This is a genomic window from Arthrobacter luteolus NBRC 107841 (assembly GCF_001552075.1).
Lineage (GTDB): Bacteria > Actinomycetota > Actinomycetes > Actinomycetales > Micrococcaceae > Arthrobacter_B > Arthrobacter_B luteolus.
On the sequence record NZ_BCQM01000003.1, the window covers coordinates 273,845 to 300,221 of the forward strand.

Here is a 26,377-nt window from a genome sequence, read left to right on the forward strand (position 1 = left end):
CCGAAGCCGGGCCGCAGCGCGGAAGACCCGGTGCCCTGGCAACAGCCAGGGCACCGGGTCTTCCGGCGTTAAGCACGTGCCACGGCCGGGTCACTGCCGGCGGGAGCGTCCCAGCGAAGCCGGGAACAAGGCTGCCTTGAGCCGGGTGCCGGCAGGAACGGCGGCGCGCAGCCCGGCCGCGAGTACTTCGACGTCGGCCCAGGACGAAGCGATCCGGGTCCGGGCCGGGGAACCCGCTCCCGCAGCCCCGGATGCCGGCGCGGCGTAGGCTTCGGCCTCGTACGCTCCCCGGAGCCGGTCCAGGGCTGCAGCCGAGGAACCGGACAACCCGGCGTCGGCCACCAGCCGGGCGGCGTAGGAACGCGGGCTGTCGGCGGTCCTGGCCGGATACCCATAGTCCTGGGCCAGGTCGGTGGCCTCTTCCCACGCCAGCCCGGCGCCTCCGCCCAGGGCGGCGTGGGCGCGTTGCCGCTTCCGGGACCTCCGGCGCCGCAGTCCCCAGGGGGTCAGGAACGCCAGGGCCGCCACCAGTACCCCGATACCGGCACCGGCGAACGGAGCCCGGCCCGTCTCTGCGGGTCCCACCGGCTGCGGCTGCGCCGGCGGAGACGGCGCTGGAGAGGTTACGGGCGGCGGGGCGGCGGGCTGCAGCTCCCGCGGATCGGCATCCGCCTGGGCCGCAGCACCCGGGTTCTGCTGCCGCGGCACGGCATAGGCCGGGACCACGCCCCGGGACGGGGTCGGCTCGAAACGGACCCAGCCGGCTCCCTCGAAGTACAGTTCCGGCCAGGCGTGCGCGTCACGGGAATCGACGGCGAACTCATCCAGCTCCTGGCCGGCGGCTCCGGTGCGGGTCTCGCTGGTGGCCCGGCCCGGGGCATACCCCAGTCCCATCCGGCTGGGGATTCCTACTTCCCGGGCCATCACGGCCATGGCAGAGGCGAAGTGCACACAGTACCCGGAGCGCTGTTCAAGGAAGCGGGCCAGCACGTCCATACCGTTGCCGTCGTAGCCGCCCTCCACCGGTGCATCGAGTGAATATGTGAACCGGGAGCCGCGCAGATAGGACTGGAGCGCCAGCGCCTGGCCGTAGGGAGATGTTTCGGCTCCCACCGCCTCCTGCGCCGTATCCCGGATGATCTGCGGCAGGTTGTCCGGGAGATCAGTGAACACAGCGTCCACGGCGCCTTCCGGCGCTGGTCCGATGTCTCTGAGCGTCTCACTCGTCACCGTTGGGCTCAGACTGCGCACCTGATAGCTGGACTGCGTTTCAGCGCTGCCGTCAGCGGAGAGGATGGTCATGGTTGCCGGGTCCCAGGTCCATGCGCCGCCGACCTCCGAAATTGATGAGGGGGCGTACGGGGCCAGGAGCCAGGGACTTGAATAGGTCTGCGATCCGATGACGGTCGTCGTGACTGTGGTTGGAATACCCGCTGCCAGGCCTTCCGCCGGTGCCATGGAGGAAGTACCGAGGCGGCGCGCATCCGAGCGGGTATCCGGCGCCCACCGGCTGCCGGAGAAATCCTCGAGCGTTGTGGAGCGGAGGTAAAGCGGCCGGGTGGAATCGGTGGCGTAGGTAATCCGGCCGGTCGCGCTGGGCTGGCGCAGATCGTTGCCCAGAGTGACCACGGGATTGAGTCCGGTGGTGCCGGCAAAAAAATCAATCCTCGCACCCTGTGGAAAGGCGCCGCTGCTGAAACCCGGAATGGCCAGCGGCAGCAGCAGCGCCGCGATGACCGCTCCGGCCCCGATACCGGCTGCCGCCGCGGCCTGGCTGCCGGACGGCCGGCTGCGGCCCGCCTGGGCATCCGCCCGCTCCTGCCACGCACCCGCCGCCAGGACCAAAAGGAACCCCAGCGCTGCGGCAAGGAAACCCGCGGTACCCACGCTTTGCGGCTTGATGATGCCGGGGACCAGCAGGATGGTAAACAGGCCCAGGCCGCTCGCGGCCGGCATCCGCAGGGTCGCGGCCAGCGTGTCGACCAGGACCGTTACCAGGCCCACTGCAAGGCAGGCGATGAACACAACCCCCTGCTCGGGAACAACGGGTATCACCTGCGAAATAACCACTGTCTGGGCGTCAGCGAGCAGGGACGCGGCCCGGGCCGCTGATCCAGACGTGGGAATGACGCCCAGGAACGCCGTATCGAAGGCAAACATCCAGGTCAGGATCATGGTGAGTGAAACCAGGCCGGTGAGGGGAACCAGCACGGTGGGGAACCGGAAACGCCGCGCAAGGGCGGTGGCCACGGAAACGGCGGCAACGGACAGGCCCAGCGGCCACAGCCAGGCAAAGCCCTCCAGCACTCCGTGGATGCTGAGGGAACAAAGCAGGACGGCAGCCGCCGCGGCGGCGCCGGTTACCCACTGGGCTGAGGCATGGCGGTCCCTGGCCGGCAGGGGGCCCTGCGTTTCCGGCCGGGACCGTGGCCGGGCCGTGGCCGTGCTCACGGCAGGCGTCCCTGCGGGAGAGCGGACCCGGCAACGGGCCCGCCGGCTCCGGACCACACCGCAGCCACAGACTGTGACGGTTCGACGGCGACCGCGGTCCACCCCGCTGCCCGCAGGACAGCCAGCACCGGAACGGCGGCGGAATGCCGTTCGCTGACCAGGATGGCGATGGCGTTGGGGGCGTAATCCGCTGCCGGGGCCATCCGGTGTACGTCTTCAACGCTCAGCTTCCCGGCAATCACAATCAGCGGGCCGCGGTTGCGCTGGTCCTGCAGAGCCTCTGCCAGCGCATCGCCGAAAGGCGCAAGGGAACCGGCCGACGGCGGCGACGCCACCCGCGCCGGTTTACCCGGACCGGTTGTGGCAGCACCCCTGCGCTGCGACTGTCTGGAACGCTGCGGCTGTCCCGGGGACGCTGAACCGGCAGACGGCTCCAATCCCAGGGCAGCCAGTCCGTCGCCCAGATCCAGGACTCCTGCCTCGCCGCTGAAAATGTCCAGCTCCGGCGCCGCTGCGGATGGGGAACGGGCCAGGCCCGGCCGCGCCATGGCATCCATCAGCCGGACGGCGAACCCGAGCTCCATCAGATGGGCGCCGACAGACATCACGGCGGAGACGGCCCACTCGAAGGCCTCGGAACTGGCCGGAGCCGAGGCATCCGGGCTGTCGGCCCAGAAAGGGGAGAGGAATCCCTCCTCGTAGGAGCTTTCGCGCTGGTCGAGGAGGACCGTGGCCCGCGGAGCCGTAACGGTCTCCTCCTGCCGGACCATCAGCTTCCCGTGCCGGGCGGTCGCAGACCAATGCACCCTGCGCATGGGGTCGCCGTGACGGTACTCCCGGGTGGTCACATCATCCTGGCTGGGGATGCCCTGGAGCCGGGTGGAGACTGAACCGTCGGCTCCCCGCAGCCCGTCAAGGACCGCAGCCGGCAGCTCGGCCGGTGCCGGCTTGACCACCAGCTCATCGGTGCCTCCGATGGTGTGGCGCAGCACCGCCAGGCCGAAGGGATCGAGGAATCCGGCGCTGACCGGACCAATCTGGTAGAGGCCGCGGCGGGAGGACCGCAGCCGGTACTCGTACCGGCTGGTGCCTCCGGAGGCAGTGCTGGCCGCCGGATACCGGAACTCCGGACTGGCTCCGAACCGTGCAGGCAAACCTTCGCGCATCCTGGCCGTGCCGCCAAACGGCCGGACCGGGGTGAGGCTGAGCGAGATGCTCACCGCGTTTCCGGCATCTGTCGACGGCGGGGAAAAGGTCCGCTCAACGCTGAAGACCGGGCGCAGCAGCCGCAGCGCCAGAACCGAAGCCAGCGGCAGCAGGATCAGGAACACGGCCAGCAGCAACAGGTCCCGCCGGCCCAGCACCTGCGCACCCAGGAGGGCAGCAACACCGGCCGCGGCCACGCCGAACCCGCGGCCGGTGAGCATACGCGTACGGACTCTGGACAGCATGGCCCTCCTAGGCACGGGCGGGACTATGGCCGGGTCGCGCCAGCGGCTCCGGGCGGGCGGGGGACAGGTACCTTGGCCAGGATCGCCCGGAGCACCGCGGCCGGGGTTTCACCGGCGCTAAGCGCCTTGCGCTCGAGAATCAGCCGATGTGAGAGGACCGCCTCGCCAAGACGCGCGACGTCGTCGGGCAGCACGAAATCCCGGCCGTCGAGGGCCGCGCGGGCCTTGGAAGCACGAAGCAGCTGAAGCAGTGCCCGCGGACTGGCGCCGAGCCGCACCAGCGGGTGCCCGCGGGTGGCGGCGCCGATCCCCACCGTGTACTCCTTGACCGCTGAGGAGACATACACTTCCCGCACCCGGGCGGTCATCGCGGCAATATCGCGGCCGGAAACCACCGGGACGATCGATTCCAGCGGGGAAACCGACTGATGGGACTCGAGCATGTCGATTTCGGAGGCCGTGTCCGGATACCCCAGGGAAATGCGTGCCATAAAGCGGTCCCGCTGGGCTTCGGGCAGGGCGTACGTGCCTTCCATCTCCAGGGGGTTCTGGGTCGCCACGACCATAAAGGGTTCGGCCAGGCGGTACGTTCCGCCGTCGACAGTCACCTGCCGCTCCTCCATGCACTCCAGCAGTGCGGACTGGGTCTTGGCCGAGGCACGGTTGATTTCGTCGCCGATCACGATATTGGCGAAGACCGGACCGCGCCGGAATTCGAACCGGTGCGCATCCTGGTTATAGATCGACACCCCGGTCACATCGGAGGGAAGCAGATCGGGGGTGAACTGGATCCGCGTCACCGAGCAGTCCACCGCCCGGGCAAGGGTTTTGGCAAGCATGGTTTTGCCGACCCCGGGGACGTCTTCGAGGAGGACGTGGCCTTCGGCGAGCAGCACGGTCAGTACCAGCCGGGCTGCCTCATCCTTGCCGTCAATGACGGTGTTGATCGCGCCGAGGATACGGGTGCTGGCGTCAAGGAACGAGTCTGCCGCTCCCTGCGCCCCCGTTCCGGCGAGCCGGGGGACCGCGGTATCCGTGGCATCAAAAGCAGTGGCGGCAGCAGATGTGTTACGAGCGTCCATGGATACCTTCCAAGTCTCGGCGAAGACAGCCGGGACTCTCGTCCGGAAACACGGCTGGCGGCTGCGTGCCCCCTGACGGCAGATGACGGCAAATATCTTCCGGCTGCCGGCCGGGGCCACGTTTCTACGTACAGGGTACAAGCTCACTTAGGCTTAAAGACATGAATATTCCCAGCGGTTATGTTCCGGGTCAGATACCGCAGACCTACCTGTCGCTGCCGCACAGCCGGCGGGAGGAGGGCAAAGCGGGAGACAAAGCGTTCGCACCCGCCCCTGAACCGCTGCCGGTTCCGGTGATGGACAACCACACCCATCTGGATTTCGGCGGGCCCGGTGCCCTGACTGCGGGGGCTGCCCTCGACGCCGCTGAGGCAGCCGGTGTCCGCGGCGCAGTCCAGGTGGGGACGGACCTGGAGTCCTCACGCGCGGCTGTCCAGCTGGCACAGGAGGATTCCCGGTTGCTGGCCGCCGTGGCAATCCATCCGAATGACGCGCCCGGACTCGCCGGGCTCGGAACGCTGGACAGTGCGCTCGCCGAAATCGAGTCGCTGGCCGCCCACCCCCGTGTCCGCGCGGTGGGCGAAACCGGACTGGACTACTTCCGGACCGGACCGGAGGGCACCGGGGCACAGCAGTACTCCTTCCGGCGGCATATAGACATAGCCCGCAGGCTGGGTCTTGCCCTTCAGATACACGACCGCGATGCCCATGAGGACGTGGTGAGGGTGCTCAATGAAGAGGCGGAACCTCCGGCGGTGGTTTTCCACTGCTTCTCGGGAGACGCCGGACTGGCGAGGATCTGCAATGAGAATGGCTGGTATATGTCGTTCGCCGGGACGGTCACGTTCCGCAATGCCCAGGGCATCCGCGATGCGCTGCAAACCGCCGATCCCGGGCTGATACTCGTGGAAACTGATGCTCCGTTCCTCACGCCCCATCCGTACCGCGGACGGAACAATGCCAGCTACATGATCCCCTATACGGTGCGCGCGATGGCCGAAATCCGGGGGGTTGAGCTCAGCGCACTCTGCGCTTCAATTGCCTCGAATACCGAGCACGTCTATGGGTCCTGGGACTAGCTGCGGGACACCAGCCTGAGCCATTCCGCGGATAAGGGGCCAGATGCCCGGTTTGCCCGCAGATCACGGTTCGGTTACGGTAAGACCCTATTAGCCGGGGTCGGGGAAGGCTTCCGGACTGATACCACTGCCTCCGCGCCGTGCGCCCGGTCTCGCTGAGTCCGGACTCAAGGTGCGGTGATGGTTCCTGCCTGCACTCGTCGGCGCTCCGTGAGACCCGGAGGTCCGCCCGGCGTGTGCCGTGTCCCCGTGCCCGGAAGCTGTGAACGTTTGGAATTCCGTGGCAACTGCATTCGTGAGGCGCACACTCAAGCTCGGGGGTCAGGCCGCCGTGATGGTGGCGCTCATCCTGGGCCTCGTAGCCTTCGTCGGCACCAACAAGTCCGTCGTCCTGTCCGTGGACGGCGAAACCAGCGACATCATGACCTTCGGCGGAACCGTTGAGGATGTCCTGGCCAAAGCTGACATCCAGCTGGCGGCCGCGGACCGTGTGACTCCGGCTCCGGGGACCGAGGTCCTTGACGGCTCCCGGATCGAAGTCACCACGGCCAAGACAGTCAATGTAAACGTTGACGGCACCGGACACACAGTGCAGACCACCGGATCCACCGTGGCGGACCTCATTTCGGAACTCCGGGTCTCGGCGAACTCATCAGTGTCGGCATCGCTGGACACCTCGCTGGCCAAGCTGAGCGGGCTGTCCATCTCTACCCCGAAGACCGTGCTGCTTGTCGCGGACGGCAAGTCCACCGAAATCGAAACCACGGCGGGAACTGTCGGAGCTGTGCTCGACGAGGCCGGTATCAAGGTAGGCCCCACAGACCGCCTCTCCGCCCCGGCCCGTGCTGATATCGCGGACGGGATGATCCTGAAGGTCACCCGCATGGTCACCGGATCCCAGGAAACCGTCACCGAAGCAGTGCCGTTTGAAACGCGTTCCGTGGAAGATCCCGAGATGTTCGAAGGCGAGAAGCAGGTAACCGCCGCCGGGGCCGCCGGCGAACGGACCCTGGTGTTTGACCTGGTTATCCTGGACGGACGTGAGGTCAGCCGCAGCCTGGTCAGCGAAAAGCTCAGTGCGGAACCGGTGACTGAAACCGTGGCCGTCGGTACCAAGAAACGTCCCGCCGCTGCCCCGGCCGGCGGTGCAGCTCCCGCGGGCGGGAGCTGGGCAGCGCTCGCCCAGTGCGAGTCCGGCGGCAACTGGCACATCAACAGCGGAAACGGCTACTACGGCGGACTGCAGTTCAGCACCCAAAGCTGGATCGGCGCCGGCGGCGGTGCCTACGCCCCGGTCGCCAGCGACGCCACCCCGGAACAGCAGATCGCCGTCGCAGAGAATCTCCGCGCCAACGGAGGCTGGGGCCACTGGCCTTCCTGCGCGCGCAAGCTGGGGCTGCTCTAACCGAACGGTCGTCCACAGCGAACGCATTAGTCCTGGCACCCTTGCGAGAGCGAGGCCGCCAGGGCTTTCGCGTGTCCGGACCTGTCTGCCGCGCCTGCCCTGCGGAAGAGCGCTTCGCTTTCCTCCAGCCGGGCGGCGGCCGCGCAGCTCCTGCCCAGGGAAGCCAGGCTGAGCCCGAGCTGAAGGGCCACCTCGGCAGCGGTTTGAGGAGCCAGGACAGCCCGCCCGGCGTAGGCCTCGGACAGCAGGCTGACAGCCTCGGCATGGTTGCCCTGCAGCTGCTGCCACCGCCCGCGCGAATGCAGGAGGTCCAGGGCATCCGTCCGTGATCCGCCCACCACTGCCAGCGCTGTTTCAGCGTGCTCGATGCAGTCCAGGGTCTGATCGTCATGCAGGCCGGAGGACAGCCGCATACTGGCCGAGGCCTTGTTAAAAGAGGCCCACAGTCCCAGGTCCAGCCGGGGACTCAGCAGGGAGGCGGCCTTTCCATGGAACCGGACGCCGGCAGCAAGGTCGCCGCGGCGGAACGCCACGTTGCCGGCCGTCCAGAATCCTTTTCCAGCGAGTTGTGCGTCCGGCACTGTGTCCAGCAGCGGTACCAGGAACACCCGGCAGACTTCCCAGGCCTGCGCCAGGCGGCCACTCTCCGTGAGCGCGGCGATCAGTGCCTGGTACGCCTCCAGCAGACCGTCTTTTCCCGCCGGCGCCTTCTGCGCAGCGGCGACCGCTGCCTGCCCCTGCCGGACCGCCTCAGCCAGAAGGCCCCGGCCCTGGTAGGCATTGGCCAGCAGGACCTTGGCACGGGCGCGGAGGCACAGCTGCTCCAGTGCCAGCCGGTGCCGGGCCAGCGGGGACGCCCGAAGGATGCAGCCATCGAAATCCCCGAGCTTGAGCTGGCAGCGGGCGGCCAGGAACGCCAGGGCCCACCATTCGTCGGGATCGTGTTCCGCCAATGCGGCTCCGGCACCGGCGGCCGCGTGCTCAAGTGCCTCAGCATAGTTGCGCTCGTCCCAGAACTGATGGGCTGAGAGGCCAAGGAAGATCGCTCCGGCCGGGCCCGCCGGCCGCGGAGCGTTTCCGGGTGCGGAGGCCAACCTCTGTGCGAACTGCGTTATCGCGGTTTTACCGGGTTCCCGCCGGCCGCTCTCAATCAGCGACACCCCGCGTTCAGTCAGAAGGGGAGCTCCCACTTCGGAGCGGCTCAGAAACCGCTCCCGCCGGTCCGACCGGAGCTTTTCACCAAAGGATTTGCCCATCGCCATTCCCGCCGTTCTCCGGGTGCGGCAGACTTGGATTCTGCCGCGGCAATCGATGCTACCGTCCGGCAACCCGCCACGGCAGAGCAGCAGGGGCTAACGCGGAAGGAATCCCATGAAGATGTTCCAGACACCGGACCCCGCAGGTTTCAGGACGCAGGTGGGGGACTGGCCGGACTAGGAGCTGCCCGGCGCGGACACCGGTCCGCAGCTGCGCTGGCGCTAGTATTAGGCAGTGACTGATTCCGTATCCACGCCCGTTCCACGGCCCAGGCCGCTCCTTGGCGCCTCCGATATCCGGGCGCTGGCCGAAGAGCTGGGCGTCCGTCCCACCAAGACGCTCGGCCAGAACTTCGTCATCGACGGGAACACCATCCGCAGGATCGTGTCCGCGGCCTCGGTGGGCGGGGAAGAAACCGTTCTGGAGGTCGGTCCCGGGCTCGGCTCGCTGACCCTTGGCCTGCTTGATGCAGCGCGTGAAGTGGTCGCCGTCGAAATTGACCCGGTGCTGGCCGGCCGGCTTCCCCAGACAGTCAGTGCCTGGCGTCCGGAGAAGGCCGAAAACCTGCACGTGGTTCTTGCCGACGCCATGCGCGTGACAGAACTTCCCGCGCAGCCGTCGGCCCTGGTAGCCAACCTCCCATACAACGTTGCCGTACCCGTTGTCCTGCACCTGCTGGAGCACTTCCCCAGCCTGCGTCATGGCCTGGTCATGGTCCAGGACGAGGTCGCCGACCGGCTGGCGGCCAAACCCGGTTCGAAGACGTACGGGGTTCCGTCCGTCAAGGCAGCCTGGTACGGGACCATGCGCAAGGCCGGCGTCATCGGCATGAACGTGTTCTGGCCTGCGCCGAAGATTGCCTCCGGACTGGTTGGCTTTGAGCGCCACGAACCTCCCGCCACGCATGCGAGCCGGCAGGAGGTCTTCGCGGTGATCGATGCCGCGTTCGCCCAGCGCCGCAAGACGCTGCGCGCCGCCCTGGCCGGCTGGGCCGGAAGCCCGGCTGAGGCCGAACGCGCCCTGCGCAGCGCCGGTGTGGACCCGAGTGCGCGGGGCGAGGTCCTGGATATCCACGCGTACACACGGATCGCCGAAGCACGGACCGCCGTATGAGCCTTTCCGCGCCGCGGGCGGTACGTGCCCGCGCACCGGGGAAGATCAACGTCTCCCTCCGCGTTGGTCCGCTCCGGCCGGACGGCTACCATGCGGTGGCAAGCGTCTACCTGGCAGTCAGCCTCTTTGAGGAAGTCACGGCCACCGCGGCGGCGGAGCCCGGCATCACCGTGCGGGTGGACGCCGGAGGGCCACTCAGCATCCCGGCCAGCGGCATCCCGCTGGGCCCGGAGAACCTGGTGGCCCGTGCGGCCGCTGCCCTGGCCGGCTACGCGGGCGTCCAGGACCCGGCCGTGGACCTGGTCATCACCAAACACGTTCCGGTGGCCGGCGGCATGGGCGGCGGGTCCGCGGATGCCGCTGCCGCGCTTCTGGCCTGCAACGAACTCTGGGGAACCGGCCTCAGCGCAGCGGAACTCGCGTCACTCGGTTCCCAGCTCGGCGCTGACGTGCCCTTCGCCCTCACCGGCGGCGCCGCCGTCGGACTGGGCATCGGCGACCAGCTCACCCCCGTTGCCGCAGAGGAACCACTGCACTGGGTGCTGGTGGCCTCCGGCACAGGGCTGTCCACACCGGCTGTCTACGGGCGCCTGGACGCGCTCCGCTCCGAAGCCGGAACCGTGGCGGAAGAACCACAGGCAGCGGATCCAGCGGTGCTGGCCGCGCTGGCCCCGGGGAACGCAGCCGCACTCGCCAGCGTTATCCATAATGACCTGCAGCCCGCGGCGCTGTCCCTGGCCCCGGCCCTGGAAGAAGTGCTGCGGCGCGGCCGGGAACTCGGAGCACTCGCGGGGATTGTCTCCGGATCCGGTCCGACCCTTGCCTTCCTGGCTGCAGACGGGGCCGCGGCCGCCCGCCTGGAAACCGCCCTGCGCGCCGAGGGACACAACGCCCTGGCCGTTTACGGACCCGCCCCCGGGACAGAACCCGCCGTCCCCGCAGACAACAGCTGAACCACCGAAGAAAGTAGTTCCGATTGGCACACCTGCTTGGCGCTGAAAACCTCAGCATCGCCTTTGGCACCCGAACCATCCTGGACGCCGTTTCCCTTGGCCTCGACGAAGGTGACCGGATCGGGATGGTGGGCCGCAACGGCGACGGCAAGTCGACGCTGATGCGGCTGCTCGCCGAACAGCAGACGCCGGACAGCGGCCGGGTCACCCGCCGCCGCGACGTCACCGTCGGCTACCTGGACCAGTCGGACGTGCTCGACGGCGACCTCACCGTTGGCGCCGCGATCGTCGGCGACGCTGCGGACCATGAGTGGGCCTCCGATCCCAAAATCCGCGACGTGATGAGCGGCCTGGTCCAGGAAGTGGACTGGAACGCGAAGGTTTCATCGCTCTCCGGCGGGCAGCGGCGCCGCGTTGCACTGGCCAAGCTGCTGATGGGCGACGACGACGTCATTATGCTCGACGAGCCCACCAACCACCTCGACGTCGAAGGTGTGGCCTGGCTGGCCCGGCACCTCAAGCAGCGCTGGCGGGCCAACGAAGCCGGCCTGCTGGTGGTCACCCACGACCGCTGGTTCCTCGACGAAGTGTGCACCCGGACCTGGGAAGTCCATGACGCCATGGTGGAACCCTTTGACGGGGGTTATGCCGCCTACGTGCTGGCCCGCGCGGAACGCGACCGCACGGCCGCCGTCGTGGAAAACAAGCGCCAGCAGCTGATCAAGAAGGAACTGGCGTGGCTGCGCCGCGGAGCTCCGGCCCGCACCTCCAAGCCCAAGTTCCGGATCGAAGCGGCGAACACCCTGATCGCGGATGTCCCGGAACCGCGGGACACCCTGTCGCTGAATAAGATGGCCACGGCCCGCCTGGGCAAGGACGTGCTGGACCTGGAGAACGTCTCACTGGAGCTGGGGGACACCCAGCTGTTCCGGAACATCACCCTGCGTCTGGCTCCCGGCCAGCGGCTGGGGATCGTGGGCGTGAACGGCGCCGGCAAAACCACCCTGCTGCGCCTGCTCAACGGCACGGTGGAACCGACGTCCGGCCGGCTCAAGCGCGGCAAGACGGTCCAGACGGCCGTCCTGACCCAGGAAGTCCGGGAACTCGACGACGTTGCGGATCTGCGGGTCATCGAGGTCATCGAACAGGAGAAGCGCGTCTTCAACGTTGGCGGCCGTGAGCTCTCCGCCGGCCAGCTCGTGGAGCAGCTCGGCTTCAGTTCCCAGCGCCAGTGGACTCCGGTCCGTGAGCTGTCCGGCGGTGAACGCCGCCGGCTGCAGCTGCTGCGCCTGCTGGTGGGCGAACCGAACGTCCTGATGCTCGATGAGCCCACCAACGACCTGGACACCGATACGCTGGCCGCGGTCGAAGACGTGCTGGACGGCTGGCCCGGGACGCTCGTGGTGGTCTCGCACGACCGCTACCTGCTCGAACGCGTCACCGATACCCAGATGGCCCTGCTGGGTGACGGCAAGCTGCGGGACCTGCCCGGCGGCGTCGACCAGTACCTCGAGCTGCGCGAAGCCGCGCTCGGGGCAGGAGGCGCGGGCGGCGGCCGCTCGTCGCAGGCGTCCCGGGCGGCGCAGGCCGCCGGCTCCCGGCCCGACGCCGCAGGCCCGGGTTTGCAGGGGGCCGGAACGGCAACGGCGGTGGCCGGGTCGGTTCATTCCGAGGCTGACAAGCGTGCCGCACGGAAGGACCTGACCCGGATTGAACGGCAGCTGACCAAGCTGGCCGCCCAGGCGGAGAAGATCCACGCGTCGATGAACGCGGCAACCGCACAGGCGTCGCCGGACTTTGAGTTCCTGGCGGACCTGAATGCAAAACTGCAGGCCGTGGCCGCGGAGCAGGAAGAGCTGGAAATGCAGTGGCTCGAGGCGTCGGAGCTGCTCGAGTAGCGGTTAACTGACAGGCTCTATGCGGGCCTTCGGACCGCTGCCCTGCGAATCGGGCCGGCCCGGGTAGGGGCCAGCTCCTACCGTGGGTCTGCGGCTTCGCGGGCTGGGGCTTCGATCTTGCCCTGGGGTCCGCCCGAGAGCAGCTGCGGAAGCACATGATCGCGCAGGAGCGGGGAAATGTCCGTGCGTGCGAACGCTTCGGCCGGGGTGAGCCAGAGCGTCTCCTCGATCTCCGCGGCGGCCTTCGGAGCCGGCTCGGAGCCGGCCCCGAACGGGCCGGACAGGGTCAGTGAAAACAGGCCGGCATCTATGAACGTATTGGCTTCGTTGGCGGCTGGACCGTACCAGCGGCCAATGTCCGACAGGTCGGAGGCCTCCACCTGAAGTCCCAGCTCTTCGTTGACTTCGCGGGCGGCTGCCTGACGGAAATCCTCGCCAGGCTCCAGCTTCCCGCCGGGCTGCATAAAGCGCTGTGTGCCACGCTTGCGGACCAGCAGGATCCGCCCCCCGGTGTCGTGCACCAGGACGGCGGAGAGTGTGAGCACCATGGGTGCGCCGCCGGGAATGTGTCCCAGCGCCGGGTCCTTCTGCAGTCCGGTGAGCCCGTTCCAGGAGAGATTGACCAGGTGCGCCGCCACGGTCGCCTTGTCGGGGGAGCGGGCATCGAGCCACCACTGACCGGTCATGGCGACCATGCCTACGAGCATCTGGGCGTACATTCCGCCCACCTCGGCGCTGAGCCCGCGGCTGCTGAACTCCTTGGCCAGGATGTGCTCCACATCCGCGGCGATGCGGGAAAGCAGGGTGGAGAAGGTTCCTTCGGGCTGCGACGGCGGCGCGTCCCGGACCAGGATCCGGAAACCGTCGGTGTGGTTCTCGATGTAGTCCAGCAGCGCATAGGCGGCGCGTTCGAGCAGGACGCGCGGGCCGGCGTCGGCCCCCAGCGCCTCGGTGATGGCGGCCAGCAGGCGGTCGAACTCGGAGTCGACCACCTCGGTGTAGAGCGCTTCCTTGGAGCCAAAATGTTCATAAACCACCGGCTTTGAGACGCCCGCTCCGGCGGCGATGTCCTCAATCGTGGCTCCTTCGAGCCCGCGCAGTGCAAAGAGGGACCGTGCGACGCCGATCAGTTGTGCCCTGCGCTGGGTTCCGGTCATGCGCGGCCGTGAGCGCGCCGCTGTTATTCTCGCCACCTCCCCAGTCTACGCATTCTCCCGGCCGGGCCTCCGGACGGGGCGTCGGAACCCAAGTCGCGGATGGGCCTGAACACATGGCAAACTGGACTCTTGTGTGCAGCCGGTGCTGCGTACTTTCCGCCCTGGTGTAATGGCAGCACCCCGGCCTTTGGAGCCGTGGAGTATAGGTTCGAATCCTATGGGCGGAACGCTAAGGCAAGCAGCCGCACTGGGGATATCCCGGAGGCAGCAGACGCCGCCCGAACCCGGCCGGACAACGTGTAGGAGCGCTTTTTCGTGAGCATGCAGGATACGCAGGGTACCGGACCGAACACTGAGGCCGGCCCCGCCGCCGTCATTGTCCTCGCCGCCGGAGCCGGCACCCGGATGAAGTCCCGGACCCCCAAGATCCTCCACCCGGTAGGTGGCGTGTCCATGATCGGACACGCCCTGAATGCCGCGCAGGCGCTGGCTCCCCGCACCCTCGCCGTTGTGGTCCGCCATGAACGGGACCGGGTCGCTGAGCATGTCGCAGCGCTGCAGCCCGGAGCGCTGATCGTGGATCAGGACGACGTCCCCGGAACCGGACGCGCTGTGCAGTCCGCCCTGGAAGCGATCGACGCCGTCAGCGAACTTGAGGGCACCGTCGTGGTGACCTACGGTGACGTGCCGCTCCTGGAACCGGCGACCCTGCGCGAACTGGTCACGGTGCACCGCGTCGACGCGAATGCCGTAACGGTCCTGACCGCCCGCGTGGATGACCCGACGGGTTACGGGCGGATCATCCGCGCCGCTGACGGCACCGTCACCCGGATCGTGGAACACAAGGACGCTGACGCCGGCGAGCGGGCCGTCAACGAAATCAATTCCGGGATCTATGCCTTCGACGCGGGCGTGCTGCGTACAGCGCTATCCCAGGTGAGCACCGATAATTCCCAGGGCGAGATGTACCTGACAGATGTGCTCTCGCTGGCCCGCGACGCCGGCGGCCGGGTCGCTGCCGTCGTCACCGGGGACCAGTGGCAGGTCGAGGGTGCGAACGACCGGGTGCAGCTGGCGGCCCTTAACGCCGAGCACAACCGCCGGATCCTCACCACCTGGATGCGAGCCGGCGTCACCGTGGTGGACCCGGCTACCACCTGGATCGATTCCACCGTCACCCTCGCCGAGGACGTCACGATCCTGCCCGGCACCCAGCTCCACGGCAGCACGCAGGTGGCGCGCGACGCCGTCGTCGGCCCGGACACGACCCTCACCGATGTGACGGTGGGGGAGGGCGCCAGCGTGATCCGCACCCACGGCTCGGGGGCAGAGATCGGGGCACATGCCGCCGTCGGCCCCTTCGCCTATCTGCGCCCCGGAACCCGGCTCGGGGAGCAGGGCAAGATCGGCACCTTCGTCGAGACCAAGAACGCCCTCATCGGCACCGGTTCCAAGGTGCCGCACCTGTCCTATGTGGGGGACGCCACCATTGGTGAGCACTCGAACATCGGCGCGGCCTCCGTTTTCGTGAACTACGACGGCGAAAAGAAGCACCACACCACCGTGGGTTCGCACGTGCGGATGGGCAGCGACAACATGTATGTGGCCCCCGTTACGGTCGGCGACGGGGCGTACAGTGGAGCCGGGACCGTGATCCGCAAGGACGTTCCTGCGGGCTCGCTGGCAATCAACGTGGCCCCCCAGCGCAACCTCGCTGGCTGGGTGGGCACCAACCGCCCGGATTCCGCAGCAGCCAAGGCCGCGGAACGTGCGCAGACACAGACTTCCCTCTCCGGTACTGATAACCCCACGCGAGAAAGCGATCACGAATGAGCAGCGAAATCACCTCCAAGGGTGAAAAGAAGCTTGTCCTAGCCACAGGACGGGCTCACCCGGAGCTGGCTGAGGAGATAGCCAAGTGCCTGGACACGGACCTGCTGCCGCTGGCCGCATATGACTTCGCCAACGGCGAGATCTACGTCCGTCCGGGCGAGAGCGTCCGCGGCACCGATGCGTTTGTGATCCAGGCCCACCCGGCGCCGTTGAACAACTGGCTGATGGAACAGCTGATCATGATCGACGCGCTGAAGCGGGCCTCTGCCCAGCGCATCACCGTGGTCTCCCCGTTCTACCCGTACGCCCGCCAGGACAAGAAGGGCCGCGGCCGCGAGCCCATTTCCGCCCGCCTGATCGCCGATCTGTACAAGACGGCCGGCGCTGACCGGATCATGAGCGTTGATCTGCACACCTCGCAGATCCAGGGCTTCTTCGACGGCCCTGTTGACCACCTGATGGCCATCCCCCTGCTGGCCGACTACATCCGCACCCGCGTGGACGTCACCAACGTCACCGTCGTCTCCCCGGACACCGGCCGCGTCCGCGTTGCCGAGCAGTGGGCCGAACGCCTGGGCGGCGCTCCGCTGGCCTTCGTCCACAAGAGCCGTGACCTGACCGTCCCCAACCAGGCTGTCTCCAAGCAGGTCGTCGGCCAGGTCGACGGCCGCACCTGCGTCCTGATCGATGACATGATCGACACCGGCGGAACCATCGCCGGAGCCGTCCGGGTACTGAAGGAGGCCGGTGCCAAGGACGTCATCATCGCCGCCACCCATGCCGTGTTCTCCGATCCGGCCGCACGCACCCTGGCCGAGTCCGGTGCCCGTGAAGTAGTAGTCACCAACACGCTGCCGATTCCGGTCAACAAGCGGTTCGAACAGCTCACGGTGCTCTCGATCGCCCCGCTGATCGCCCGCGCGATCCGTGAGGTTTTCGAAGACGGATCGGTGACCAGCCTCTTCGACGGCAAGGCCTAACCCGCGGCTGTCCGCTTCAGGCGCTAAACCTGCGGCCCCAGGCGCCCAGCTAAAACACAGTGCACACCGCTAAACAGTGCACGCAGCTGGAAACACAGTGCACACAGCTTGAACGCAGTCAGTGCCCGAAAGCCCCGCTTTCGGGCACTGACTGCGTCCAGGCCGCAGCACCACCCCTGCGGCCGCCCTCCCGCCGCCGCGGACCAGGCATCCGGGTGAATGCGGTAGGATTGTCAGCGATGCCTAGGCGAGGGAGGCCCCGGAAAAATCCGGCGGTACTCCGTTATCGACGGTGGCTGGCAACTTCTCAACTGCACCGCAGTCCTCTGGACGGCGACAATGCAGCTGGTTCGTTCCGATACCGGCGCCGGATAGGCAACTCGAAGCCATTACGGAAGAACCACAACAGGAGTTTGTTATGTCTGATCAGAAGCTCGCAGCCACCACCCGCACCGACTTCGGCAAGGGCGCTGCCCGCAAGGCCCGCGTTGCCGGCAAGATCCCCGCAGTCATCTACGGCCACGGTGCCGACGTTATGCACATCCTGCTGCCCGCCAAGGCAACCACCCTCGCCGTCCGTACCCCGAACGCACTGCTGACGATCGACGTCGACGGCGAAGCCCACCTGGCCCTGGCCAAGGACATCCAGCGCGATCCGATCAAGCAGATCATCGAGCACATCGACCTCCTGACCGTCCGCAAGGGCGAAAAGGTTGAGGTTGAGGTCAACGTCCACGTTGAGGGTGAAGTTGCCCCGGGCGCCGTCTTCAACCAGGAAGCCGTGACCATGCTGGTCTCCGCCGACGCCACCAACCTTCCCGAGTCCATCAAGGTCAGCGTTGAAGGCCGCAAGGCCGGCGAGCACATCATTGCCGGTGACATTGATCTGCCGGCAGGCGTCGAACTGCTGCTGGACCCGGAGACCATGGTTGTCAACGTTTCCGAGCCGACGGTCCAGGACCTGGGCGAGGAATCCGGGGAAGAGGCTGCAGCAGCTCCCGCAGCCGAAGAGGCCTAAGTCTTTCCTGCACGGTTTGCCGGGGCGTGAACTCCTGGACTGAGCCGTCCGGCAACTTTCGGAACCAGTCCAAGGAGCAGTCCCACCTGTGAACAGCAATACCTGGCTTGTAGCCGGGCTCGGAAACCCCGGGCCCGGCTACAGCCGTAACCGGCACAACATTGGCCAGATGGTCCTGGACGAGGCCGCCGCCCGGATGGGCGCCCGCTTCAAGACGCACAAGGCGCGGGCCCAGGTCGCTGAAGGCCGAATCTCCCTTGGTGGCCCACGCGTGGTGCTGGCCAAGCCTTCGACTTATATGAATCTCTCCGGCGGTCCGGTGTCGGCCCTGGCCCGTTTCTACGGAATCGACCCGGCCCAGGTCATCGCCGTTCACGATGAGATCGATATCCCGTTCAACACCGTCAAGCTCAAGCTCGGCGGCGGTGAGGGCGGCCACAACGGCCTGCGCGACATCAGCAAGGCCCTGGGGACCAAGGATTACCTTCGGGTGCGGGTGGGTGTGGGACGTCCGCCCGGGCGGATGGACACGGCCGACTATGTCTTGAAGGACTTCGGCATCACCGAGGCAAAGGAACTGCCGTTCCTGATCTCGGATGCGGCTGACGCCTTGGAAATCCTCATTTCGGAGGGTCTGACCGCCGCTCAGCAGAAGTTCCACGGCGGGTCCTGAGGCCGTCCCTGAGGTAAAGCCCCACGTCATCGCATACAAGTAGTGCGTGGCATTTTTAGGGTATTTAACCAGTGCCGCCAGTGCCCCTGAACAGCATTGTTTGAGCCTGACCCCGGGCCTAGACTGGCGTTAGCCTTCGGGCTCCTGAAGCGGGGCCGGCGTCGGGAGGCCTCCGAGACTGGGCCACCCCCATCCCGGCGTCGGTCCCTTTTTCTTTGTTTGTTTCCCAACCCAGGTTGCCTGCACTGCCATGTGCCGGCGGGAACCCATCTACTCAATGCCTTCCTATGAACGCTGATACGGCGTACGCTAACCCATTGACTCGTATGTTGCGGGGGCGCAGAAAAAACCGAATCAGGCAGCATGGGGGAACGCTTATGGGATGGGCAGCCAGGGCTGCTTCTAGCCTGTGGACACCTTTGGAAGCTGCTGGCCGGGTATGACAGCGGCCAGGGCGCCGATGCCACTGGTGGGGCGCGAAAGCGTGCTGCACGGCATGCAGGATGCTTTGCGGAGCGGGAAGGGCGTGCTCATCGTAGGCGCGCCCGGAATGGGCAAGACGGCACTGGCCACGGCAGCGCTGGAGGCAGCCGGCGGATACCACGTCGTAAATCTTCACGGAACCCCGGTTTCCCGAAAAACCTCATACGGGGCTATGGCCTGGCTGATCACGGAACTGCCTGCATCGGCCAAGCTGCACCCTGTCCAGGTCCTGCAGCAGCTGCGTGTCCTGCTCCGGCAGAAGGCCAACGGCCTTCCGGTCCTGATCTGCGTTGATGATGCTGAGGAACTTGATGACCTGTCCGCACTGGTGGTTTCGCAGCTGGCCCGCGGGGGAGACGCTACTGTCATCGCCACTGTGCAGGACATCCTGCTGGCAGCACCGGACCTGATTTCGCTGTGGTCAGACGGTTATCTCCAGCGAACCGACCTTGAAGCCCTGGACCAGGCGAATACCCATCAGCTCATGGAGCAGACGGCAGGCGGTCCGGTGTCTGAGCGGGCCCGGGCGGCGATGTGGACGGAGACCAGGGGCAGTCCGCAGTTCACCATCCTGATGACCCTCGAGCAGATTAAGTCGCGGCGGCTGGTCCGAAGCGAGGGCGTCTGGGTGATGGCCGCGCCCTATATCCACACCGGGGCGATCGCTGAACTGATCTCTGCCAGGCTGTCAGGGCTTTCGTCCGAGGAACGCAAAGTAGTGGAGATCCTCTCCTTTACCGTTTCCCTTCCGCTGAAGGTTTTGCTGGAACTGGCAGCACCGGACGTACTGGACACGCTGGAGGAATCCGGAACGGTGGAGCTGACCGGCTGCCCGGTGCCCACAGTGCGGATCCGCAATGCCACCCTGGCCGCCGTGGTGGCGGAGAATGTACCGCTGGGGCGCAGCCACCAGCTGTGGAAGGAAGTCTCAGCGGTGCTGGGCTCCAGCGACGGTCTGGACCCGGTCGCCACGACCGGTTATGCGTCCTGGTCGCTGGCCTGCGGGGCACAGCTGGACGGAGAACTGGTACTGCGGGCCGCAAAGGCGGCCAATGCCCGGGGGGACAACGCCGGTGCCCTTCTCTACATCAGGTCCGTTGCCGCGGAAGGCCGGAGCCAGGAACTTGTCTGCGAGGAAGTCAGCGCCCTGACCCTCCTGGGCGAGAACCAGCTGGCGCTGAGCGTCCTCCAGCACTTCGAACCGGGGTTCGACGTCAGCCGCTCAAGCTGGGTTGAGCTGATGCTTCAAAAGGCCGGGCTGCTGCGCAGCCTGCCCAAGGCCGGCAGCGCCCAGTCCGTCCTGGCCAGCCTCCGCGGCAACGGCGCCGCCGGAATTGACGGAACCCATCCCCGAACGCCGTCGTACCACGCGGATACGGAAGCACCCATCGTCCTTGCCCAGGCACATGCGTGGCTGGCGGAGGGAGACTACACCCAGTCGGTTGAACCGCTTCTTGCCCTCGCCCGCCAGGAAGGTACTGCGCCGGGCCTGCGGGCCCTCGCAGCGGCCATGGCGGCCGAAGCCCTGAGCGTGACCGGCCGCGCCGGCGAAGCCATGGCCATGCTCGAGGACTTCTGGCCGCTCATCATGGCCCCGCAGACGGCGCCGGACCAGGCAGCGGTCCTGACCCGTCTCTTCTACGCCTTTTACGCGGCGGGGGAGTTGGAGCGGGCACGGGAGATGCTCCGCGCCGCGGAGGAGCAGAACGAGCAGGGATTTTTCCGGGGCAACGGCGGAGAACTGGCAGACGGATTCCTGCGGGTTGCAGCTGGAGAAGGAGAGGCAGCGCTGGAATCCCTCCTGCCCGCTGTGGGGCAGCTTCGGTATCACGATCCGGAAAACCTGCTCCCACTGGCCGCCGCCCTGATGGCATACGCATACGCGCTCAGCGGAGATCCGGAGCAGGCCGCGGCCTACACAGCCCTGGCCCCCCGGTTCCGGCACCGGCCGCTCTGGTATGCCAGGCAGATGACCACCTATTTCAGGGTGCTTGCGGAGGAATCCGAACCACCGGAGGCAAACTCCCGGCGCCTGTTCCAGCTCGCCGAAGATGCCCTCGAACTGGGTAACGTGTCCTTTGCCCTCAGCTGTCTTGAACGCGCGGTGACGCTGGGGGACAACACCGCGGCCATGCTGCTGGTCAGAACGGCAGAGGGGGCCTCTGGACGGTGGGCGGAAGTGCTGGCCCGGTACGGCCGGGGACTGACCGAGGGGAACCCGGGGCTGCTTCTGGAAGCGGCCCGGGGAGCACAGGAACTTGGGCAGCATCCGCTGGCGCACCACGCAGCCCGGCTGGTGCGGACGGTAGCGGACACCGTGCCGCGGAGCATGCTGCGCGCGGCCGCCGCCGTGGAAAACGCTGCCTTCCGGCAGCTGCGCCGGGAAAACAGCTTGGAGCAGAAACTTGGGGAGCTCAGCGAGTTCGACGCGGGGCTGGTGAGGCTGGCGGCGGGAAAACAGACCCGGACCCAGATCGCCGAGGAACTCCACCTCTCCCCACGCACCGTAGATTGGCATCTGGGCAAGCTCTTCGACAAGCTGCATGTATCCGGCCGCGATGAGTTGAGGGACGTCCTCCGGTAATCCCGGCGGATGGATTTGGGGGAAACATGCAAGGTTTTGCTTCGCAGCCGATGGTGGGCCGGGAAGAAGGCGTAGAAGCCGTCCTGGCCAGCATCCGCTCGCCGGAACTGCGGGGTGCCCTCGTCGTCGCGGAGGCAGGACTGGGGAAGAGCGCGCTGGCCAACGTGGTGGTTGGAGTCCTCGAATCGGAGATGCCGGTCCACCGCATCCATGCCAGTTCGGCGCTGACCGGGATTCCCTTCGGTGCGCTCGCCCCGCTGCTGCCTGTGCTCTCTGCGAGCGACACGGACTCGCCGCTGGCTGTGATGCGGGCCCTGCTGGACCGCCTGCGACCGGCAACGGAGACGGACACACCCACACCGCCGCTGGTCGTCGTGGACGATGCGCATGCCCTGGATGAAGCCAGTGCTGATCTGCTGTCCCAGCTGGTGGCAGCAGGCACGGTGCGGATGCTGATCCTGACGCGCAGTATTACCGATATTCCGGCCGGAATACCGGCCCAGGTCTGGAGCGGGGTACTCGCCCGGCACCATCTGCTGCCCCTGACAGATCCCCAGGTCCACGATCTGTGCGGGCAGGTGCTCGGAGGGCCGGTGCTGAGCACGACCAGTGCCGAGCTGGCCCGGATGAGCGGCGGGAACCCGATGTATGTGCTCGCGCTGATCGCCGAAACCCGGCGCACCGGCAACCTGGTCCCGCGCCGCGGAGTCTGGCTGCTCGGGGAAAACGTACGCCCGCCCCAGGGCCGGCTGGGCGATCTCCTGAAAGCCCAGCTGTCGGGCCTTTCACATGATGAACGTGAAGCCATGGAGATCATTGCCCTCGCGGAGCCGGTACCCATCGGCGTCGCCTTTCGCCTGGGACTGCACCGTTCGGTTGATGCGCTGACCGCCGCCCGGCTGGTCAGCGTGGAAGAGGACGGTCAGCGGCTGCTGCGCCCGCGGCACCCGCTGTACGGCGAACTGGTCCGGCACATGGTGCCGGCCGCCCGCAGCGCCCGCCTGCGCCAGCGGGTGCTCGCTGTCCTGCCGCAGAACCCTGACTCCATGGACGGCCTGCTGCGCAGCGTCGCCTGGTCCCTGGACTGCGGCGCACCCGTGCCAAATCACCAGCTTCTTCAAGCCGCCTACATGGCAAATAACTTCTTCGACAGTGACTTCGCCCTCCGCGCTGCCCACGAAATCCAGGACCCCGATCTGCTGCCTGCCGCCCGGATCCAGACGGCGAGGGCGCACTACCAGCGGGGAAATTTCACCGCGGCGCAGGAGCTGGTGGCCGGAACGGTCGAGGCGGCGAGGGACCTCACCACCGCCAAGCTCGGCACGCTGCTGGACGTCCAGCTGCGCCAGCACTCCGACCGGGCCGGCTCCGGGCTGCGCAAGGCCAGGCAGACCTGGGAAGACGCGATCGGCCGCATCGAAGCAGCCGCCGCAGCTGATGGAAGGAACGACGCCGAACTGCAGGCGGACATTGCCTCCTCCCGTCGCGGAGCACGCCTGCTGGAAGCCTTGATTGCGGTAGCTGAAGGCACCTACCGCAGCACCGCAGCCGAGCTGACCAGCCTGCTGGCCAACGCGCGGGCCGAGGGGGATGCCGAGGCCACAATGATGGCACTCACGCTGCTGGGTGACATCCACACCTGCAGCGGCCGCTCCGAAACAGCCGCCAACCTGACCCGTGAGGCGCTGGCAATCATCATCCGCAACGACCACAGGTTCCTGACCTACTACCAGTTCGTGCTCCACCGCCATCTCTCGGCACTGCTCTGGGCGGGGTACTGGGAGGAAGCCCGGGACACGATGCAGAAGGACTTTGCTGCCTCCTCGCGGAGCACCGGACGGATTGGCGGCACAGTGGACCTGTGCTTCGCCGTGATGGAACTTCGCCGGGGCCGGTTGAAGGATGCACTGCCAAAGCTCACCGCCGCAGTCGAAGGCCTGCGGACCCATGATCCCGAAGGGATGCTGCCCCTGGCATTGTCGATCAGTGCCCAGTTGTCCGCACGGCAGGGCGACCTCGCCCAGGCTGATGAAATCCTCGCGGACTGCGACAGACTCGAGCCGCGCGGACCGGTCAACGCACAGATGATGGCACGGGGAAACCGGCTCGCCGCCGAATACGCCAGAACGCAGGACCCCAAGGCGCTCACGGACCTTCGGGATCTGGCGGATCAGGCGGAGGAACTGGGACTGGCCGCAGCGGAGTTCGAGCTGCGGGCGCTGGGCATGGGCCTGGGCGACCCCACGGTCATGAGCCGCCTGCTCAAGCTCAGCGAGGAGGTGCAGGGACCCCGGGCCCGTGCCGCCAACGTGCTGGCCCGGGCAGTCCTTGACCAGGATGTGCCTGCCCTGCTCCACCTCGCCGTGGAACCGATGGACGCGGACAGTACGGCCCTGGGCCCGCTGGCGCTGCAGGAGGCCCTGCGCCTGGCCAAAGCTGTGGGTGACCGCACACAGGTACAACGGGTCCAGCGGGTTATCGGCAAGACTTCCGAGGCCGCCGCGAGCAGCCGCAGCACCGCCAGGACACCGTCGCTGACGCGGCGGGAGAAGGATGTTGCCACCCTGGTTATCCAGGGCCACCGCAACGCCGAAGTGGCCGAGCGCCTGTACCTGTCCGTACGCACGGTCGAAGGGCACATCTACCGGATCTTCGAAAAACTTGGCATCAGCAAACGCGATGAACTAACAGCTGAGCTGCTGGGGGAGTAAATCCAGACTCTGACTACGCGGTAGGGAAGTACCCGTTCCGGGTAGCGGGCGGCGATTACCGGTAACCGGTACTCATCCGGCTCCAAACGCGGCCTTCGTAGGGTGATCCGCAGTAACAGGAGCTCAGCCGCCCTCGGCTGCGGACAGAACAGCAGGTCTCAAAAGTGCACCCTTCGCCAACCGTTGGATCGGTCTTGCCCGAAAACGTCCTGAACGTGGCCGTGATCGGTGCTGGATACTGGGGTCCGAACCTGGCCCGTAACTTCCACGCCAGCCCGGACTGGCACCTGAGCGCCATCTGCGACCTGGACCGGGAACGTGCCGGCCGGCTGGCGCACACTGCGGGCGGCGCAGCCGTCCAGGACTCGGTCCAGGCGCTGCTGGAAGACCCCGCCCTGGATGCCGTGGCTATCGCTACTCCGGCCCGCACCCACCATGCCATCGCCGCCGCCGCCCTGGCGGCAGGCAAGCATGTCCTCGTGGAGAAGCCCCTGGCCGACACGCTGGCGCACGGCGAGCAGATGGTGCGCACGGCCGAAGCCGCAGGGCTGGTCCTGATGGCGGACCACACCTACTGCTATACCCCCGCCGTCCAAAAAATCCGCGAGCTGGTTGCCGGCGGCGAGCTCGGCGACATTTTGTTCATCGACTCCGTGCGGATCAACCTCGGACTCATCCAGCCCGACGTCGACGTGTTCTGGGACCTTGCACCGCACGATCTTTCGATCCTGGACTTCGTGCTCCCGGGGGGACTGCGGCCCATTCAGGCCACCGCCCACGGATCCGACCCGCTGGGCGCAGGAACGGCCTGCGTGGGGCACCTCATCCTTGAACTTGGCACGGGAGCCCTGGCCCACATCCACGTCAACTGGCTCAGTCCCACGAAGATCCGGCAGCTGGTGATCGGCGGCAGCCGGCGCACCCTGGTCTGGGACGACCTCAACCCCCAGCAGCGGATCAGCGTGTATGACCGCGGGGTCGATCTGGCCCAGCAAACCGGCCTGGCCGAACGCTCCCGGTCCAACATTTCCTACCGTCTCGGCGATACCTGGTCCCCGGCGCTGCCCGAGCACGAGGCACTGGCCGCCATGGTCGCGGAGTTCGCGGCCAGCATCCGGACCGGCCGGCAGCCCCAGACCAGCGGAAACTCCGGCCTGCGCGTCCTGTCCGTGCTCGACGCCGCCACCCGCAGCCAGCAGACCGGATCCCCGGCCGCGCTTCCCACCCTCGAACTGGAATCAGCCTCATGACACAGAACCATTCGCTGTACGGAGCCTCCATCCTGGTCACCGGCGGAGCCGGAACCATCGGATCGGCCATAGTCGACCAGCTCCTGGCCGCCGGTGCAGGTGAGATCCGGGTCCTCGACAACCTGGTGCGCGGCCGCCGCACCAACCTCGCTGATGCCCTTGAGGACGCCCGGGTCGGGCTCTACGAGGGAGATATCCGGGACCGGGACCTGGTGCACGATCTCACCAAGGGAACCGACTTCGTTTTCCATCAGGCCGCGATCCGGATCACGCAGTGCGCCGAGGATCCCCGGCTGGCCCTGGAGGTGCTTGCCGACGGTACGTTCAATGTCCTGGAGGCCGCTGCCGCGCACCGGGTGCAGAAGGTCGTGGCCGCCTCCAGTGCGTCGGTGTACGGGCTTGCCGGGCAGTTCCCCACACCTGAGGTTCACCACCTGCATAACAACGACACCTTCTACGGGGCCGCCAAGGCCTTCAACGAAGGTATGCTCCGCAGCTTCCAGGCGATGTACGGACTCTCCTACACCGGGCTGCGGTACTTCAATGTCTACGGTCCGCGGATGGATGTCCACGGCGTCTACACCGAGGTACTGGTCCGGTGGATGGAACGCATAGCGGACGGGCTTCCGCCGCTGATTTTCGGCGACGGTGCGCAGACCATGGACTTCATCTACACCGAGGACATTGCCCGGGCAAACCTGCTGGCCGCGGCGAGCGGCGCCGAGGGGATCTTCAACGTCGCCAGCGGTACGGAAACCAGCCTGCTGGAGCTGGCCCGCCAGCTGCTAGTGGTGATGGGGTCCGGGCTCGACGTCGAATTCGGTCCCGCCCGCGAGGTCAACGGTGTCAGCCGGCGGCTCGGGGACACCGCTGCGGCGCAGGACCGGCTCGGGTTCACGGCCGAAGTGCCGCTGGAAAAGGGGCTGGCGGAACTGGTGCAGTGGTGGCTTCCGCTCCGCGCGGAGATCGCGGCCGGACGCGGAGGGCAGGAACTGTGAA

18 protein-coding genes and 1 tRNA gene are annotated in these 26,377 nt (G+C 67.3%); 14 read left to right on the plus strand and 5 right to left on the minus strand.

The features are described from left to right. Positions 1–90 precede the first annotated feature (90 nt). The 3 genes from AL3_RS08115 to AL3_RS08125 are packed head-to-tail and all read right to left on the minus strand — an operon-like array spanning position 91 to position 4,984. Positions 91–2,451: a transglutaminase TgpA family protein gene (locus AL3_RS08115; RefSeq protein ID WP_066299049.1), complete on the minus strand. Its 2,361-nt coding sequence runs from the start codon at positions 2,449–2,451 to the stop codon at positions 91–93. After that, positions 2,448–3,902, minus strand: a complete 1,455-nt coding sequence (locus tag AL3_RS08120) for a DUF58 domain-containing protein (protein ID WP_083521567.1) — start codon at positions 3,900–3,902, stop codon at positions 2,448–2,450. Before AL3_RS08120 ends, AL3_RS08115 begins: the two co-directional genes overlap by 4 nt. Positions 3,903–3,925: 23 nt before the next feature. After that, a complete protein-coding gene (locus AL3_RS08125; RefSeq protein WP_066299053.1) occupies positions 3,926–4,984 on the minus strand; it encodes an AAA family ATPase in 1,059 nt (352 codons plus the stop codon). Positions 4,985–5,145: 161 nt separating this feature from the next. On the opposite strand from AL3_RS08125, the gene AL3_RS08130 reads away from it, so the two are divergent. Both AL3_RS08130 and AL3_RS08135 read left to right on the plus strand, forming a co-directional pair. After that, positions 5,146–6,063: a TatD family hydrolase gene (locus tag AL3_RS08130; protein WP_083521568.1), complete on the plus strand. Its 918-nt coding sequence runs from the start codon at positions 5,146–5,148 to the stop codon at positions 6,061–6,063. A 280-nt stretch (positions 6,064–6,343) separates the two neighbouring features. Continuing rightward, the gene (locus AL3_RS08135) at positions 6,344–7,468 is read left to right on the plus strand and encodes a resuscitation-promoting factor (protein WP_281352995.1); all 1,125 of its coding nucleotides are present in this window, start codon (positions 6,344–6,346) and stop codon (positions 7,466–7,468) included. Between the two features lie 26 nt (positions 7,469–7,494). Here AL3_RS08135 and AL3_RS08140 read toward each other — a convergent pair whose 3' ends face one another. Next, entirely contained in the window at positions 7,495–8,730 is a 1,236-nt protein-coding gene (locus tag AL3_RS08140; protein ID WP_066299056.1) for a tetratricopeptide repeat protein, read from the minus strand. Positions 8,731–8,959: 229 nt separating this feature from the next. Here AL3_RS08140 and rsmA point away from each other — a divergent pair, with 229 nt between their 5' ends. The 3 genes from rsmA to AL3_RS08155 are packed head-to-tail and all read left to right on the plus strand — an operon-like array spanning position 8,960 to position 12,689. Beyond that, a complete protein-coding gene (gene rsmA / locus AL3_RS08145) occupies positions 8,960–9,838 on the plus strand; it encodes a 16S rRNA (adenine(1518)-N(6)/adenine(1519)-N(6))-dimethyltransferase RsmA (protein ID WP_066299058.1) in 879 nt (292 codons plus the stop codon). Beyond that, positions 9,835–10,791, plus strand: coding sequence for a 4-(cytidine 5'-diphospho)-2-C-methyl-D-erythritol kinase (locus tag AL3_RS08150; RefSeq protein ID WP_066299061.1), 957 nt, complete (start codon positions 9,835–9,837; stop codon positions 10,789–10,791). The genes rsmA and AL3_RS08150 overlap by 4 nt, the downstream gene beginning before the upstream one ends. A gap of 23 nt (positions 10,792–10,814) precedes the next feature. Beyond that, a complete protein-coding gene (locus AL3_RS08155) occupies positions 10,815–12,689 on the plus strand; it encodes an ABC-F family ATP-binding cassette domain-containing protein (protein WP_066299063.1) in 1,875 nt (624 codons plus the stop codon). A gap of 77 nt (positions 12,690–12,766) precedes the next feature. On the opposite strand, the gene AL3_RS19075 is transcribed toward AL3_RS08155, so the two are convergent. After that, entirely contained in the window at positions 12,767–13,882 is a 1,116-nt protein-coding gene (locus tag AL3_RS19075; protein ID WP_151724026.1) for an NUDIX domain-containing protein, read from the minus strand. A gap of 119 nt (positions 13,883–14,001) precedes the next feature. On the opposite strand from AL3_RS19075, the gene AL3_RS08165 reads away from it, so the two are divergent. From AL3_RS08165 to AL3_RS08205, 9 genes are all read left to right on the plus strand, one after another. Further along, positions 14,002–14,073 (plus strand) — tRNA-Gln (locus AL3_RS08165). Positions 14,074–14,167: 94 nt separating this feature from the next. Further along, entirely contained in the window at positions 14,168–15,679 is a 1,512-nt protein-coding gene (glmU, locus tag AL3_RS08170) for a bifunctional UDP-N-acetylglucosamine diphosphorylase/glucosamine-1-phosphate N-acetyltransferase GlmU (protein WP_066299430.1), read from the plus strand. After that, on the plus strand, positions 15,676–16,659 hold the full coding sequence (locus AL3_RS08175; RefSeq protein WP_066299065.1) for a ribose-phosphate diphosphokinase: 984 nt from the start codon (positions 15,676–15,678) through the stop codon (positions 16,657–16,659). Before glmU ends, AL3_RS08175 begins: the two co-directional genes overlap by 4 nt. 418 nt (positions 16,660–17,077) lie before the next feature. Then, the gene (locus AL3_RS08180) at positions 17,078–17,677 is read left to right on the plus strand and encodes a 50S ribosomal protein L25/general stress protein Ctc (RefSeq protein ID WP_066299067.1); all 600 of its coding nucleotides are present in this window, start codon (positions 17,078–17,080) and stop codon (positions 17,675–17,677) included. An 88-nt stretch (positions 17,678–17,765) separates the two neighbouring features. Continuing rightward, positions 17,766–18,350 carry an aminoacyl-tRNA hydrolase gene (gene pth / locus AL3_RS08185; protein ID WP_066299069.1) on the plus strand — a complete coding sequence of 195 codons (585 nt, stop codon included), beginning with the start codon at positions 17,766–17,768 and terminating at the stop codon, positions 18,348–18,350. Positions 18,351–18,789: 439 nt separating this feature from the next. Beyond that, positions 18,790–21,417, plus strand: coding sequence for a helix-turn-helix transcriptional regulator (locus AL3_RS08190; protein ID WP_151724027.1), 2,628 nt, complete (start codon positions 18,790–18,792; stop codon positions 21,415–21,417). 26 nt (positions 21,418–21,443) lie between these two features. Next, positions 21,444–24,128, plus strand: coding sequence for a helix-turn-helix transcriptional regulator (locus tag AL3_RS08195; RefSeq protein ID WP_151724028.1), 2,685 nt, complete (start codon positions 21,444–21,446; stop codon positions 24,126–24,128). A gap of 194 nt (positions 24,129–24,322) precedes the next feature. Beyond that, complete coding sequence (locus AL3_RS08200; protein WP_246168673.1) at positions 24,323–25,378, plus strand: Gfo/Idh/MocA family protein; 1,056 nt, start codon at positions 24,323–24,325, stop codon at positions 25,376–25,378. Beyond that, on the plus strand, positions 25,375–26,376 hold the full coding sequence (locus AL3_RS08205) for an NAD-dependent epimerase/dehydratase family protein (protein WP_066299085.1): 1,002 nt from the start codon (positions 25,375–25,377) through the stop codon (positions 26,374–26,376). The genes AL3_RS08200 and AL3_RS08205 overlap by 4 nt, the downstream gene beginning before the upstream one ends. Position 26,377: the final 1 nt, after the last annotated feature.

What these genes read in the sequence shown, in the direction of transcription:
- AL3_RS08130 (WP_083521568.1), top strand. Translation starts at nt 5,146, where the DNA reads ATGAATATTCCCAGCGGTTATGTTCCGGGTCAGATACCGCAGACCTAC.
- AL3_RS08190 (WP_151724027.1), top strand. Translation starts at nt 18,790, where the DNA reads ATGACAGCGGCCAGGGCGCCGATGCCACTGGTGGGGCGCGAAAGCGTG.
- AL3_RS08205 (WP_066299085.1), top strand. Translation starts at nt 25,375, where the DNA reads ATGACACAGAACCATTCGCTGTACGGAGCCTCCATCCTGGTCACCGGC.
- AL3_RS08150 (WP_066299061.1), top strand. Translation starts at nt 9,835, where the DNA reads ATGAGCCTTTCCGCGCCGCGGGCGGTACGTGCCCGCGCACCGGGGAAG.
- glmU (WP_066299430.1), top strand. Translation starts at nt 14,168, where the DNA reads ATGCAGGATACGCAGGGTACCGGACCGAACACTGAGGCCGGCCCCGCC.
- AL3_RS08175 (WP_066299065.1), top strand. Translation starts at nt 15,676, where the DNA reads ATGAGCAGCGAAATCACCTCCAAGGGTGAAAAGAAGCTTGTCCTAGCC.
- AL3_RS08125 (WP_066299053.1), bottom strand. Translation starts at nt 4,984, where the DNA reads ATGGACGCTCGTAACACATCTGCTGCCGCCACTGCTTTTGATGCCACG.
- AL3_RS08140 (WP_066299056.1), bottom strand. Translation starts at nt 8,730, where the DNA reads ATGGCGATGGGCAAATCCTTTGGTGAAAAGCTCCGGTCGGACCGGCGG.
- AL3_RS08120 (WP_083521567.1), bottom strand. Translation starts at nt 3,902, where the DNA reads ATGCTGTCCAGAGTCCGTACGCGTATGCTCACCGGCCGCGGGTTCGGC.
- AL3_RS08195 (WP_151724028.1), top strand. Translation starts at nt 21,444, where the DNA reads ATGCAAGGTTTTGCTTCGCAGCCGATGGTGGGCCGGGAAGAAGGCGTA.
- AL3_RS08180 (WP_066299067.1), top strand. Translation starts at nt 17,078, where the DNA reads ATGTCTGATCAGAAGCTCGCAGCCACCACCCGCACCGACTTCGGCAAG.